The 13,898-nt window shown below is 70.1% G+C and carries 13 protein-coding genes; 6 read left to right on the top strand and 7 right to left on the bottom strand.

Features of this window, described 5'->3' with window-relative positions; translation table 11 throughout:
- Positions 1-223: 223 nt before the first annotated feature.
- Entirely contained in the window at positions 224-1,336 is a 1,113-nt protein-coding gene (gene corA, locus C4V41_RS17170; RefSeq protein WP_103956882.1) for a magnesium/cobalt transporter CorA, read from the top strand.
- Here the strand turns inward: corA and C4V41_RS17165 are convergent.
- On the bottom strand, positions 1,333-2,238 hold the full coding sequence (locus C4V41_RS17165; protein ID WP_103956881.1) for a glycerophosphodiester phosphodiesterase family protein: 906 nt from the start codon (positions 2,236-2,238) through the stop codon (positions 1,333-1,335). The two genes, corA and C4V41_RS17165, sit on opposite strands and share 4 nt — an antisense overlap.
- A gap of 109 nt (positions 2,239-2,347) precedes the next feature.
- On the opposite strand from C4V41_RS17165, the gene C4V41_RS17160 reads away from it, so the two are divergent.
- On the top strand, positions 2,348-3,004 hold the full coding sequence (locus tag C4V41_RS17160; protein WP_235030176.1) for a GNAT family N-acetyltransferase: 657 nt from the start codon (positions 2,348-2,350) through the stop codon (positions 3,002-3,004).
- Positions 3,005-3,006: 2 nt separating this feature from the next.
- On the opposite strand, the gene C4V41_RS17155 is transcribed toward C4V41_RS17160, so the two are convergent.
- From C4V41_RS17155 to fbaA, 3 genes are all read right to left on the bottom strand, one after another.
- The gene (locus C4V41_RS17155; protein ID WP_103956879.1) at positions 3,007-4,290 is read right to left on the bottom strand and encodes an adenylosuccinate synthase; all 1,284 of its coding nucleotides are present in this window, start codon (positions 4,288-4,290) and stop codon (positions 3,007-3,009) included.
- Between the two features lie 107 nt (positions 4,291-4,397).
- The gene (locus C4V41_RS17150; protein WP_103956878.1) at positions 4,398-4,808 is read right to left on the bottom strand and encodes a DUF3151 domain-containing protein; all 411 of its coding nucleotides are present in this window, start codon (positions 4,806-4,808) and stop codon (positions 4,398-4,400) included.
- Positions 4,809-4,842: 34 nt separating this feature from the next.
- Positions 4,843-5,865 (bottom strand): class II fructose-bisphosphate aldolase, encoded by a 1,023-nt coding sequence (fbaA, locus tag C4V41_RS17145; RefSeq protein ID WP_103956877.1) that lies wholly within the window; start codon positions 5,863-5,865, stop codon positions 4,843-4,845.
- Positions 5,866-5,993: 128 nt separating this feature from the next.
- Between fbaA and C4V41_RS17140 the strand changes: the two genes are divergently transcribed.
- Both C4V41_RS17140 and C4V41_RS17135 read left to right on the top strand, forming a co-directional pair.
- On the top strand, positions 5,994-6,707 hold the full coding sequence (locus tag C4V41_RS17140; protein ID WP_103956876.1) for a DedA family protein: 714 nt from the start codon (positions 5,994-5,996) through the stop codon (positions 6,705-6,707).
- 86 nt (positions 6,708-6,793) lie between these two features.
- On the top strand, positions 6,794-7,234 hold the full coding sequence (locus tag C4V41_RS17135; RefSeq protein WP_146103686.1) for a hypothetical protein: 441 nt from the start codon (positions 6,794-6,796) through the stop codon (positions 7,232-7,234).
- A 420-nt stretch (positions 7,235-7,654) separates the two neighbouring features.
- Here the strand turns inward: C4V41_RS17135 and pyrE are convergent, their stop codons facing one another.
- Positions 7,655-8,188: an orotate phosphoribosyltransferase gene (gene pyrE / locus C4V41_RS17130; protein ID WP_103956874.1), complete on the bottom strand. Its 534-nt coding sequence runs from the start codon at positions 8,186-8,188 to the stop codon at positions 7,655-7,657.
- A complete protein-coding gene (locus C4V41_RS17125; protein ID WP_103956873.1) occupies positions 8,185-9,021 on the bottom strand; it encodes a hypothetical protein in 837 nt (278 codons plus the stop codon). The genes pyrE and C4V41_RS17125 overlap by 4 nt, the downstream gene beginning before the upstream one ends.
- Positions 9,022-9,120: 99 nt before the next feature.
- Between C4V41_RS17125 and C4V41_RS17120 the strand changes: the two genes are divergently transcribed.
- A complete protein-coding gene (locus tag C4V41_RS17120) occupies positions 9,121-11,463 on the top strand; it encodes a sigma-70 family RNA polymerase sigma factor (protein WP_103956872.1) in 2,343 nt (780 codons plus the stop codon).
- Positions 11,464-11,649: 186 nt separating this feature from the next.
- Positions 11,650-12,909 carry an NYN domain-containing protein gene (locus C4V41_RS17115; protein ID WP_103956871.1) on the top strand — a complete coding sequence of 420 codons (1,260 nt, stop codon included), beginning with the start codon at positions 11,650-11,652 and terminating at the stop codon, positions 12,907-12,909.
- A 357-nt stretch (positions 12,910-13,266) separates the two neighbouring features.
- Here C4V41_RS17115 and C4V41_RS17110 read toward each other — a convergent pair whose 3' ends face one another.
- Positions 13,267-13,896: a response regulator gene (locus C4V41_RS17110; protein ID WP_103956870.1), complete on the bottom strand. Its 630-nt coding sequence runs from the start codon at positions 13,894-13,896 to the stop codon at positions 13,267-13,269.
- Positions 13,897-13,898: the final 2 nt, after the last annotated feature.

The raw sequence follows: 13,898 nt of genomic DNA, 5'->3' as shown, positions 1-13,898 counted from the left end.
CCCGCCTGTGGTAGGTTGAGGCGGCTTTGCGGCGTCTCTTGTGATTGGAGGTGGTCCGGGATGAATCCTGGTGATCCCAGCGATACGAGCTTTCACACGTTCGGTCTGAATACCCCCGACCACTCCAATCCGGCAGCCTGATCGTGCCTCCACGCACCTTCGTTGATTGAGGTGACAATTCATCGCGCGTGGAGCGTGCCGCGTCGGGCGGAAAGGGACTGCCATGCGCTCGTCCACGCTTTTCCGTCGCATCAACCGTCATCCCGTTCAGCCGCGCGCCGCGCACCAGCTCCACAAGCCGGTCGCGCGTGACATCTGCGTACCTCCCGTCGAGTCGATAGTGGAGTTCGGGGCCTACCTCCAGGGCAAGAAGGTCGCCGCGTCCGGCATCGTCGAGGCGCTCGACCTCGTACGCGAGCACAACAAGGCCAACGACGGCGCCAAGGCGTTCGTCTGGGTCGGGCTGCACGAGCCCGAGGCGCCCGAGGTGGAGTGGCTGTCCGAGGTGTTCGGCCTGCACCCGCTGGCCGTCGAGGACGCCGTCAAGGCCCACCAGCGCCCCAAGGTCGAGCGCTACGCCGAGTCGCTGTTCATGGTGCTCAAGACCGTCGCCTACCTCGACCACGACGAGCTGACCGCCACCAGCGAGATCATCGCCACCGGCGAGATCATGGTGTTCCTCGGCCCCGACTTCGTGGTGACGGTGCGGCACGGCCGGCACTGTCCCCTTACCGGGGTCCGCGAGCGCCTCGAAGACAAGCCCAAGCTGATGAACCGGGGCCCGGCCGGCGTCCTGCACGCCATCGCGGACCATGTGGTCGACCAGTACCTGCAGGTGGCCGACCTCATGCAGCTAGAACTCGAAGAGGTCGAGGCGACCGTGTTCGCCGACGTCAGCTCCCGCGACATCAACCGGATCTACCAGCTCAAGCGCGAGATGCTGGAGATGAAGCGGGCCGTCACCCCGCTCATGGCCCCGCTGGCCGCGCTGCCGCAGCGCCGCGTCATCCCCTCGGAGATGCGCGAATACTTCCGCGACGTCGGCGACCACCTGTCCCGGGTGTGCGAGCAGGTGGAGTCCTCGAACGAGCTGTGCAGCTCGATCCTGCAGGCCGCGCTCGCCCGCTCGAACGCCCTCGCCAACGAGGACATGCGCAAGATCTCCTCGTGGGTGGCCATCCTGGCCGTGCCCACGATGATCGCCGGCATCTACGGCATGAACTTCGACTTCATGCCGGAGACCAAGCAGGTCTGGGGCTATCCGGCGGTGCTGGCCCTGATGATCACGGCCTGCGTGCTGCTGCACCGCGGTTTCCGCCGCAACGGCTGGCTCTAGACGCCCACCGGCTTGAGCGGGCCCACGGGCTCGGGCAGCGCGTGCCCCCGCTCCCGCCACAGCTCCCGCATCCGGTCGGGGTAGTCGGTGACGATCCCGGCCGCCCCCAGGTCCAGCATCCTGGCCGCCAGCCCGGGCTCGTTGACGGTCCACACCGCCACGTCCAGCCCGGCGGCCGCCGCCTGCGCCATCAGCTTCTCGTCCACCATGATGTGCTCGGGCGAGAGCGTGGTGGCCCCGGCCGCGCGGGCCGCGGCCGGCACGTCGTCGCCGACGCCCTCGTTCCAGTGCAGGGTGTCCCGCTCGATGAGCGCGAAGCGCCGCGTGTCCGGGGCGATCTCGGCCGCGTGCGTGATGATGCGCCAGTCGAAGCTGAGGATGGCCACGTTGCCGAGCCGGCCGTGCCGGTCGAGCTCCTCGATGACGAGCTCGGTGAAGAGCTCGGGGTCGGGCGTCAGGTGCGGCCGCGTCGGGTCGGACTTCAGCTCCACATGCAGCCGTACGCCCTCCGCCTCGTAGGCGCTCACCAGCCCCAGCACCGCGCCGAACGTCGGCATCCTGGTCTCGGGCATGGCGACCTGCGTCAGCGCGAAGGGGTCGTCGGGGTGGCGGGGCAGCCGTACGCCCACGTCGAGCGTGTGGAGCTGCGCCAGGGTGAGCGCGTTGATGGGCTTGCCGACGTACGGGAAGAGCGGGTCAGCGGGCCGGACCGGCCGCCGGTCGGCGCTGGTCACGGCGGAGACCGTGAGATCGTGCGTGAGCACGAGGCGCCGGTCGGCGGTGAGCGCGACGTCGAACTCGAGCGCGTGCACGCCGAGCTCCATCGTGCGGCTCATACCGGGCAGGGTGTTCTCCGGCCAGAGGCCACGAGCCCCCCGATGACCATGTATCTCAACGTGCACAAGCGGGACCCTACCTGGCGCGGGGCAGGTCAGGGCAGTGCCACGCCGTGTCCTTTTTATCCTGCTACGCCCGGTCGTGTGATTCTGGGCAGACAATAGGCTGTTCTCTATGACGGAGGTTCTCAAAACGGCCCATTCCACGACAGTCCAGGCGTGGGTCGACGGCTGGGTCGTGTCCCGCAACGCACCCCGGCCCGTACAGGAGCGATGGGGCCTCCGGGTGGACGTGGGCCTGCCCGGTCACGTCGCCCGCCACATCGTGGTCAAGCCGAGCCCCGAGATCGTCCGCCACCTGACCGCGACGCTCACCACCCCGGGCACCTGGCTGAAGCTTTGCGCGGCTCGTGAGACGATCGCCCCGCTGCTGCCCGAGCGCTGGTCCGCCCAGGACCCGGAGTTCATGATGACCGCCCCGCTGGCCCACGACGCCGTGGCGGCGCCCACCGGTTACACGCTGGCCGTCACCACCAGGGCGGGCGTCACGGTCGCCCGCCTCCTGACGGCGGCGGGCGAGGTCGCGGCGCGGGGGCAGTTCGCCATCGCGGGCACGACGGCCGTGGTGGACCAGGTGGAGACGGCGGGCAACCATCGCCGTCGCGGCCTGGGCACGGTCGTCATGCGGACGATCGGCTCGGTGGCCGCCTCGATGGGGGCGCGCACGGGCGTCCTGGTGGCCACCGCGGAGGGCCAGGCGCTCTACGAGACGCTCGGCTGGACCCTCCGCACTCCCATGACGGCGGCGGTTCTGACCTTTCCTGAGAGTTAGGTTCAGACGAGCGAGCGGACCACGATGGTCTGGTCGCGCCCGGGACCGACCCCGATGGCCGAGATCGGCGCCCCGCTCATCTCCTCCAGCGTGCGCACGTACGACTGCGCGTTCGGGGGCAGGTCCTCGAACGCCTTGGCGCTGGTGATGTCCTCCTGCCAGCCGGGGAACTCCTCGTAGATCGGCTTGGCGTGGTGGAAGTCGGTCTGCGTCATCGGGATCTCGTCGTGCCGCACCCCGTCGACCTCGTAGGCCACGCACACCGGAATCCGCTCAAGCCCGGACAGCACGTCGAGCTTGGTGAGGAAGTAGTCGGTGACGCCGTTGATGCGGGTGGCGTAGCGGGCGATGACCGCGTCGAACCAGCCGCAGCGGCGGTTGCGGCCGGTCGTGACGCCGTACTCGCCGCCGGTCTGGCGCAGCCACTCGCCCATCTCGTCCGTGAGCTCGGTGGGGAAGGGGCCGGAGCCGACGCGGGTGGTGTACGCCTTGAGGATGCCGATGATCTTGGTGAGCCGGTTCGGCGGGATGCCGGCCCCGGCGCACGCGCCGCCCGCCGTGGGCGACGACGACGTGACGAACGGGTACGTGCCGTGGTCGATGTCGAGCAGCGTCCCCTGCCCGCCCTCCAGCAGCACGAACTTGCCCTCGTCCAGCGCCTTGGACAGCACCAGCGAGGTGTCCGCGATGTGCGGCTTGAGGCGCTCCGCGTAGGCGAGGTACTCCTCCAGCACCGCCTCCGGCTCGATCCCGCGCCGGTTGTAGACCTTGGTCAGGACCTGGTTCTTCTCGGTCAGCGCGACCTCGATCTTCTTGGCCAGGATGCCCGGGTCGAGCAGGTCCTGGACCCGTACGCCCATGCGGTAGATCTTGTCACCATAGGCGGGGCCGATGCCGCGCCCGGTGGTGCCGATCTTGGCCTTGCCGAGATAGCGCTCGGTCACTTTGTCCAGGGCCTTGTGGTGCGGCATGATCAGGTGCGCGTTGGCGGAGATCAGCAGGCGCTCGGCGGAGATGCCCCGCTCGGCCAGCCCGTCGATCTCGCTCAGCAGCACCCCTGGGTCGATCACCACGCCGTTGCCGATCACCGGAACGACCTCCGGCGACAGGATCCCCGTGGGGAGCAGGTGGAGCGCGTATTTCTGATCACCGATGACCACGGTGTGTCCCGCGTTGTTGCCACCCTGATAGCGGACGACGTAATCGACGTCGCCACCGAGCAGGTCGGTGGCCTTGCCCTTGCCCTCATCGCCCCACTGGGCACCAACGAGAACGGCAGCCGGCATGGTTCAGTCTCCCGAGCAAAAAACGAAAACCCCTGGCGCAAGCGCGACAGGGGCTCTTGCGTAGAGAGACTACCCGAACGTGCCCATTCGTCCCAAGGGACCTGGGCCTATCCCTTGGTCAGCGCCTCGTAACCTTCCTCCGAGCTGTCCCTCAGGAACTGCGCGCACCGCTCGGCCTCGTCCTTCTCGCCGATCGACTGGGCCGCCCTGGACAGCGCGTAGAGGCAGCGCAGGAAACCCCGGTTCGGCTCGTGCTCCCACGGGATGGGCCCATGGCCCTTCCAGCCACTGCGGCGCAACTGGTCGAGGCCGCGGTGGTAGCCCGTACGGGCGAAGGCGTAGGAGGTGACGGCGTGCCCCTGGGCGAAGTATTCCTCCGCGAGCGCGGCCCACGCCGCCGGGTAGGCGGGGAACCGGGCGGCCACGTCAGAGGGCTTGACCCCGGACTCGAGCGCCTCCCTGGCCTCGGGCAGGTCCGGCAGGTGAGTCGGGGGCGGCCCGGCGAGAAGGTTATCCATAGGACAAGTCATACCCGCCGAGCCGCACCAGTGGCTAGGAGATCTTCGTCCCAGCGCTCTTGAGGTGCTGACATGCCTCGACGATGCGGGCGGCCATCCCGGCCTCTGCGGCCTTTCCGTAGGAGCGGGGGTCGTAGGCCTTCTTGTTGCCGACGTCGCCGTCGACCTTGAGCACGCCGTCGTAGTTGCGGAACATGTGGTCGGCGACCGGGCGGGTGAAGGCGTACTGCGTGTCGGTGTCGACGTTCATCTTGACGACGCCGTACGAGATGGCCTCGTGAATCTCCTCCATCGCCGAGCCGGAGCCGCCGTGGAAGACCAGGTCGAACGGCTTCTCCTTGCCGTATTTGGCGCCGACCGCCTCCTGGATCTCCTTCAGCACGCCCGGCCGCAGCTTGACGTGGCCCGGCTTGTAGACGCCGTGCACGTTGCCGAACGTGGCGGCCAGCATGTAGCGGCCCTTCTCGCCGAGGCCCACGGCCTCAGCGGTGGCCAGGGCGTCCTCGGACGTCGTGTAGAGCTTCTCGTTGATCTCGCCGACGACGCCGTCCTCCTCGCCGCCGACCACGCCGATCTCCATCTCCATGATGATCCGCGCGCGGGCGCACTTGTCGAGGAGCTCCTTGGCGATCTCCAGATTCTCCTCCAGCAGTACGGCGGAGCCGTCCCACATGTGCGACTGGAAGAGCGGGTCGAGGCCCTTGGCGACCCGCTCCAGGGAGATGTCGATCAACGGCCGCATGAAGCCGTCGAGCTTGTCCTTCGGGCAGTGGTCGGTGTGCAGCGCCACCGTGACGGGATACTTGTCGGCCACCACCCTCGCGAACTCCGCCAGCGCCGTGGCGCCCGTCACCATGTCCTTGACCGTGCTCCCCGAGAGGAACTCGGCGCCTCCCGTCGAGATCTGCACGATGCCGTCGCTCTCGGCCTCGGCGAAGCCGCGCAGGGCGGCGTTCAGCGTCTGCGAGGAGGTCACGTTGATCGCCGGGTAGGCGAATCCGCCGGCCTTGGCCCGGTCGAGCATCTCAGCGTAGGTCTCTGGAGTCGCAATAGGCATGATTCATCTCCCTGAGAAGTTACGGCTTCGCGCCAGGGCCCAGTATCCAGCCTCACTACCCCTTGTGGTAGAGACAACGCGTCCTTGGTGGTCATGTCGCGCATCCCCGCTACGGGTAGGCTCTCCGGGTGGACTGGCTTTGGAATCTCCTCGACCCGACTTGGTGGCTCACCATTCTTGGTGCTTTCGCCACCATCGGCGTTCTCGCGATCATCTTCGCCGAAACGGGTCTGCTGCTCGGGTTCTTCCTGCCCGGCGACTCACTGCTGGTGGCGGCGGGACTTTTCAGCTCGGCGTCGGTCGCCAAGGGAATGGGCATCGAACCGCTCTCCTTCCCCGTGCTGCTGATCGGCACACCGCTGTGCGCCATCGCGGGCGCCCAGCTCGGTCATTTCCTCGGGGCACGATTCGGGCGGAAACTCTTCGACAAACCGGAATCCCGGTTGTTCAAGAAGGAGCACGTGCTCAGGGCCGAGGTGTTCTTCGAGAAGTTCGGTCCCGCCAAGGCAGTGATTTTGGCCAGGTTTGTCCCGATCGTCCGCACGTTCATGAATCCCGTCGCGGGCGTCCTGGAGATGTCCTCGAAGCGGTTCTTCATCTGGAACGTCGTCGGCGGCTTCATCTGGGTCGAGAGCCTGCTCCTGGTCGGCCACTTCCTCGGCGGCGCGGTCGACCCGAAGAAGATCGACCGCTACATCCTGCCCGGCGTCTTCCTGATCGTCTTCATCTCGCTGATCCCGATCATCGTCGAGGCGATCAAGCACCGCAGGGAGGCCAAGAGCCTGCCCTCGCCCAACGGCAAGCACCACCGCGTGCCGTCGAGCACCGACACTCAGTTCTGACGGATCGGTTCCGGCGGTTCGGTTCTCTGACGGTTCGGTTCTGACGGAGATCCACAGCGGATCATCACCGGGGTACGCTGCCCACTGTGGGACGCCACAGGTCAGATCCGATGGGCCTCGCCCGATTAGCGCTCGCCGTCGTGGCGGCGGGGGCCGTGGTGACGCTCCTGGTCATCGGCGGCCGCGCGCTGCTCGCCTCCTCGGGCGCGCCGCTGCCCGAGCGCGAGCGCGCCTCCGCCCTCGCGACCGGCCCAGCCGCCACGACTTTGCAGGCCACCGGCCAGGTGCCGACGGTCCGCATCGAGTGCCTGGCCGAAACCTGCCCCCTTGTCACGGTCCGGGTGCCCGGTGGTGACGTGCTGCAGTACCGCGAGATGAGCCGGGGCGAGGAGGTCAGCTACTTCGAACCGGAACTGGCCGTGGTGCTGAGCGACGCGGGCACGGTCCGCGTCACGGAGAACGGCAAGCCCCGCGACCAAGGCAAACAAGGCACCCGCGACTCCTTCACCATCCGCACCCCGAACTAACCCCGCCCCCGGCACACCGCATCACCACGGCCAAACCACGCGCCCGCCCGCCGTCGGGTCGCGTCCGTGGACGTGACCCCCGGCTATGCGCCGCCGGAGGTGAACCCCGCCGCCTGCGCCACGCCGCCGCGCGGACCGCTCGAGCGCGCTACGTCCCCGAAGGCGAACCGCTTCGCCTGCTGTAGCCGAACCGCGCGACGTGCTGCGCCGCCCGACCGCGCCGCGTCGCAATTACGTCCCGTCGCAGGTGAGCCGCTTCTTCCAAAGGACCCCCGCCCGTCCTGAAGGGCCCCGACTTCGTCCTTCTGCAGGGTCCGCCTTCCCCTTCTTCTAAAGGACCCCCGCCGGAGTGTGATGGGGAAGGCCGGCATGGGGGCGGGGTCGGCGCCCGTAAGGTCCCGCCGTCATGGGCACTCGTCGTTAGAGGCCCAGGTCCTTCAGCGTGTACGCCGTGCGGTACTCCAGGCCCTCGGCCTCCACCCGCTCCCGCGCCCCCCGGTCCACGATCGTCGCCACGGCCACGACCTCGGCCCCCGCCTCGCGCAGTGCCTCGACTGCCGTCAGCGGGGAGCCGCCGGTCGTGGAGGTGTCCTCGACGGCCAGCACCCGGCGTCCCTTGACCTCCGGGCCCTCGATGCGCCGCTGCATGCCGTGCGCCTTCTGTGCCTTGCGCACCACGAAGGCGTCCAGCGCCCGTCCCCGGGCCGCCGCCGCGTGCAGCATCGCGCCCGCCACCGGGTCGGCGCCCATCGTGAGCCCGCCCACCGCGTCGTAGTCGAGGTCGGCGGTCAGGTCGAGCATCACCTTGCCGACGAGGGGCGCGGCCACGCCATCGAGCGTGATCCGCCGCAGGTCGAGGTAGAAGTCGGCCTCCAGACCGGAGGAGAGGGTGACCTTGCCGTGGACGACGGCCTTGCTCTTGATCTCGGCCAGCAGGTTGTCGCGATCTGTCATGGCTCCAAGCTTAGGGTCCTGATCAGTGCCAGAGCCTGCCCGTACGCCCTCGGCAACGGCCGCACCCTGACCAGAGGGCCGTGGCCGTACAGGATGTCGGCGGCCCGCAGCCGCGCCACCCGGCCGGCCAGCCGCTCGTCCTGCCTGGTGATCGCCCCCACGCGGGCGGACGCGAACAGCGCCAGCGTCTCGTCCCCGGGAAAGGCGGTCCGCAACGCGGTGGCCAGGTTGAGCGCCGCGGCCAATCGCTCGGCCAACTCCCCGGCCCCTGCGGAAGTGGCCCCTGCCGATGCGGACCCCGTCGATAGGGACCCCGTCGATGGCGACCCCGTGGATGGGGTTTCCGTAGACGCGGTTCCCGCCGGCCTGGCCTTCGCCGATCCCGCTCCCGCTCCCGCCGACAGGGCCTCCGTCGGCGGCTCGGCTACCACCAGGCACGTTCCCGCCACCGACCCCCGGTACAGCTGCGCCAGCCGGGTCCGTACGTACGCCACCGTGGCCAGCCCCGTCAGCGGGTCCTCGCACTGCAGTTCCCCGATCGGCGCGAAGCTCTTCTCCGCCCACCCCGACGCGAACGAGCGCAGCGCCGCGAACGGTGTTTCGCCCACCGCGGACACCTCGAAGAGCGCCGCCAGGTCGTCCAGGCCCTCGGCGATGCCCACCCCGGCGCTCGCCCGCGCCGCCCCCAGCGCCCAGCACGCGCCGGAAAGGTCGCAGCCTCTGCGTACGGCCTTGAGCGCGAGTTCCACCTCCGGCGTCCACCAGTCGTCGGCGAGCGACCAGCCCGCCGCGATGCTCCTGCCGCGCCAGCGCGACAGCACGTTCTCCTCCATCAGGTTCCTCCCACGGAGTAAAGACGCAGGACGGGTTTGGTCATGACGGGGAATGCGGAATGATTGCGCGGGGCAACCCCGCGTAATCGTGAGGTCACTATGGGTGTCGAATCGCCACAAAGCGATGCAGATCTACTGCAGGCGGTCAGAGAGGGCAATGCCGCTGCTTACGGCGAGCTCTACGAGCGCCACGTCGGTGCTGCCCGCGCGCTGGCCAGGCAGCTCGCCAGGCGGGCCGAGGTCGAGGACGTGGTCGCCGAGTCGTTCACGAAGATCCTCGAAATGGTGGGCAGGGGCGGCGGGCCCGAGTCGGGGTTCCGCACCTACCTGCTGACGGCGGTGCGGCGCACGGTCTACGACCGTTCGCGGATCGAGAGCCGTCAGGTGACCACGGGAGAGATCGAGCTCTACGACCCGGGGGTGCCGTTCGTCGATCCCGCGCTGGTCGGGCTGGAGAAGTCGCTGATCGCCAGGGCCTATCTCTCGCTGCCCGAGCGGTGGAGGGCTGTGCTGTGGCACACCGAGGTCGAGCGGGCCAAGCCGGCGGAGGTGGCGCCGCTGCTGGGGCTGTCGGCCAACGGCGTGGCCGCGCTGGCGTACCGGGCCAGAGAGGGGCTGCGGCAGGCGTACCTGCAGATGCATCTGGGCTCGCCGCCGCCGCACGACTGCCGTCCCGTGCTGGGCAAGATGGGCGCCTATGTCAGGGGCGGGCTGGCCAGGCGCGACTCCAAGGTGATCGACGAGCACGTGAGCGGCTGCGAGGAGTGCCACGGGGTCCTGCTGGAGCTGACCGACGTCAACCGCGGGCTGCGCGTCATGGTCGGGCCGCTGATCGCCGGGCCGCTGTTCGGCGGCTACGCGGCGGCGCTGGCCAAGACCGCGGCGATGGGCGGTGGGGCGGGCGGGCTGCTGCGGCTGTTCGGATGGGTGCGCCGGGCGCCCAAGCAGCAGCAGGCGGCGCTGGCCGGCGTCACCGTGGTCGCGGTGGCCGTGGCGGTCACGCTGACGCTGGTCGCCGACAGGCGCACGGCGGCCAGGCCACCTGAGCCGGCGCCCGTCGCCCAGCCGCCCGTGTCGGTGCGGCCAGTGCCCGTGCCGCTGCCGTTGCCGAGTGAGGAGCCGACCCGGGTGCCGGCGCCGGTCATCAGGGACAAGCCGGGCAAGGCGCGGCTGCGCGCCACGATCGACGCGCTCGGCGCCCTCGTCCGGGCCCGGCCCGGCATCGTCGGCCTCCGCCTGCGCAACTACGGTGAGGGGCCCAGCGAGGAGCTGTCGGCGCAGGTGCGCCTGCCGTCCGGCGTGACGCTCGTCCCGCCCGCGCGGCGCGGCCACGGCGTCGCGCTGCTCGACCCCGTGGGCACGGTGGACGGCTGGGCCTGCCGCCCGGCGGGCGGCGGCGCACGGTGCGCCAGGGAGCCGCTGGAGGCCGGGCAGGGCACGGCGGTGTTCCTGCGGGTGCTGGTGGCGGAGAAGGCGCCGCAGGGCCCGGGGCCCGCAGTCAGTGTCGCGGCGGGCTCGCTGCGGGTCAGTGCGCGGGCCGAGGAGGGCGTACGCACGACGGGAGCGCCCGCCAGGTTCGCCACCGACGGGAAGGTGGTCGTCAGGGCGATCGGCAACGCGCTGCTGAGCTGCCCGGCGGAGCGGGCCGGCTGCCTGGAGGCCAGGCGGCGCGGTGGCGCCCAGCGCGACAACGACCTGTGGCCGATGTCCGTGCTCGACCAGGACGGACGCTCCGACACCGCCGCGTCCAGCGCGGCGGCGCTGTCACTGCCGAAGGGCAGCGAGGTCGTGTGGGCCGGGCTCTACTGGTCGGCCACGGGCGAGGAGGCCGGGCCGATCAAGATCAGGCCACCGGGACGGAACAAATACCTGACGATACGTCCCACTCATGTGACGACCAGGGAGCTGCCTCTCGGGCCCGTCTATCAGGCGTTCGCGGATGTGAGCGATTTGGCGGGCGATGTGCGCAGAAACGGCACGTGGTGGGCGGCGGACGCGCCGATGGAGGAGGGGGTGTCACGTCATGCGGGGTGGAGTCTGGTGCTGATCGTCACGGATCCGGCGGAACCGTACAGTCAGGCCGTGGTTCTCGACACGGCCACGGTGGTCGGCGGCGACTCGCGTCGGATTCGTATCCCTTTGGGGGGCCTGAGCCCGGCCGCCTCTCCCGCCCGCGTCGAGCTCGTGACCTGGGAGGGAGACGCCGATCTGAAGGGCGACAAGGTCTCGCTCGGGTCCGGCGCGCTCACCCCCGCGGGCGGCGGGCGCGAGGCCGCGAACGTCTTCGACGGGTCGTCGAGCGGCGTGGCGGAGATGACGTTCGGTGCCGACGTCGATACGGTCAGCGCTGAGCTCGGGGTGGATCCCGGGCTGACGATCGTCACGGACAAGGACGTGGTCCTGTTCGGAGTGGCCGCCCTGAGCGTGCGTGCGCGATCGTGACCGTGAACGGGACAAACTGGTACGGTCTGCCTAATTGGTCTGGCGGGACGGTGGGCGGGGGTCGAATCGTCAGGATTAACCCTCGCGCGATCACCTGCTTTCATTACCCTGAGAGAGGGCCGCCAAGTCCGGTCTCTGACGGTGCAGAGCCAGCAAGGTCGGACCTCCAGGAAAGGGGCGGTGTCAGTGGATCGCTGTGCGCTGTTCGTGGACGCTGGCTATCTGCTGGCCGATGGCGCGATGGCCGTACACGGCACGCGCCATCGCGAAGCGGTCGCCTGGGACTACCCAGGGCTGCTCCAGCTGATGACCGGCCTGTCGCGCGAGCGCACCGGCCTGCCGCTGCTGCGGTGCTACTGGTACGAGGCGACGGTCGAAGGCCGGCGCACACCGGAGCACGACGCATTGGCCGACATACCGGGCCTCAAGCTCAGACTGTCACGCATCCGGCCGGGCCGGCGCGAAGGCGTCGATGCCCAGGTTCATCGTGACCTGATGACACTCGCCCGCAACAACGCCATCTGCGACGCGGTCGTGGTCAGCGGCGACGAGGACCTGGCGCAGGTCGTGTGCGACGCGCAGGACCTCGGCATCAGGGTCAGCGTCATCCACATCGCGGCCGACGGCGGCTGGGCCGTCTCCCGGTCGCTGCGGCAGGAGTGCGACGACCTGGTGGAGCTGGGGGCGGTCCATCTGCGGCCGTACGTCAGTGTCGTGACGGGCATGTCCGAGTCGTCAAACGGGCACCACCAGCCGCTCGGCAACGGGCACGCGGGCCACGCGCTGCCGCCCGCGCCACCCGCCCTGCCACAGAGCTCGCTGCCGCCCGCGCCGTCGTCCACCGGCAGCCACTCCGCGGGCCATTCCGGTCATGGCAGCCACACGACGACGGGCAGCCACGCGGCCGTCTCGCCGAGTCAGCCCTCCGCCAACGGGCCCTCGCAGAACGGGCCGTCGTCCGGGCGCGGGCAGGCCACGCCGCCGGCGCTGCCGACGTACGCGAGCTACCAGCAGGAGCAGCCGCCCGCCCAGCCGCCGCCCGCGGCCCCGGTCACGGGCCCCATCCAGGCGCAGTCCGCCTCGCCCAGCACCGGTCAGTTCGCCAGCCCGTCCAGCGGCACCTACCAGCCGTCGGCGCTCGGGCCCTACACCGGTCCGCAGCCCGCCCCTGTCACCTCCTCGGCCGCCACGGCGGGCGCCACCACGCTGTCCGACGCCGTCAAGGCCGCCCATCGGGAGGGCCACGACTTCGGCGAGTCGGTGGCGCGCGACGCGCCGGCGCTGTGGCTGGAGGCAGTGCTGGCCCGCAAGCCCCGCATGCCCTCCGACCTGGAGGCCAGGCTGCTGCAGGGATCGTCGCTACCGATCGACTTCCTACTGCACGACGAAGTACGGCACGCCCTCAGACGCGGCTTCTGGGACGCGTTGGAACGCGCCCGTCACTGACGACCCATCCGCACCACCGGCCCCTCCACCGCCACCACAGCCCTCCCCAGGCCCCTCCAGCGGCCGCTCCACGGGCCGGCCCGATCGGGCTCGCCTATCCCCCCGCTCGGTCACCGAGGCCGAAGCGATCACGCTCCCGACCATCGAGGCCGAAGCGATCACGCTCCCGGTCACTGAGGCCGAAGCGATCACGTCTCCGGCCACCGAGGCCGCGCGATCACGTCGCCGACCGCCGGTGCCCGCGATCACACTCCCGGCCGACGATGCCGCGCACGATCACACCCCCGACCACTGCCCCCCAGGCACAATCACGCCCCCGGGCGCAGCAGCGGGTCCCGGGGGCGAAAGGGTGGCGGGTCAGGAGAGGGCGTCGAAGCCGGCGCGCAGGTGCGTCACCCGATCCGTCAGGTCGGACAGCGGCCCGGCCAGCGCCGGATCCTGCGACTTGCGGGCCTGCTCCCTCACCCTGGCCAGCTCGTCCTCCACAGCCGTCAGCCGCCGCGACAGCTCGGGCAGCACCGACGCCTGATCACCGGCCCCCGGCGGCAGCTCGCCGCTCACACGGTCGCGGAGCAGTGACGCCTGCTCGGCCAGGCGCTTGTTCATGTTGTACAGCTCGGTGAACACCGACACCTTGGCCCGCAGCACCCACGGGTCGAACGGCTTGGTCAGATAGTCCACCGCGCCCGCCGCGTAGCCGCGGAAGGCGTAGTCGGGTGCGCTGTCCACCACGGTCAGGAAGATGATCGGGATGTTCCTGGTCCGCTCCCGCCGCTTGATGTGCGCGGCCGTCTCGAACCCATCCATCCCGGGCATCCGCACATCCAGCAGGATCAGTGCGAACTCCGTGTTGAGCAGCGCTTTGAGCGCCTCCTCGCCCGACCTGGCCCGGATGGGCACCAGGTCGAGTGAGCTGAGGATGGCTTCGAGCGCGATCAGGTTCTCCTCGCGATCATCGACGAGGAGGATCTTGGCACGATCCGGCATCG

This window comes from Nonomuraea solani (assembly GCF_900108335.1).
GTDB classification, from domain to species: Bacteria; Actinomycetota; Actinomycetes; order Streptosporangiales; family Streptosporangiaceae; genus Nonomuraea; species Nonomuraea solani.
The sequence above is the reverse complement of the archived record's forward strand: the minus strand, read 5'-3'. Positions and strand labels throughout refer to the sequence as shown.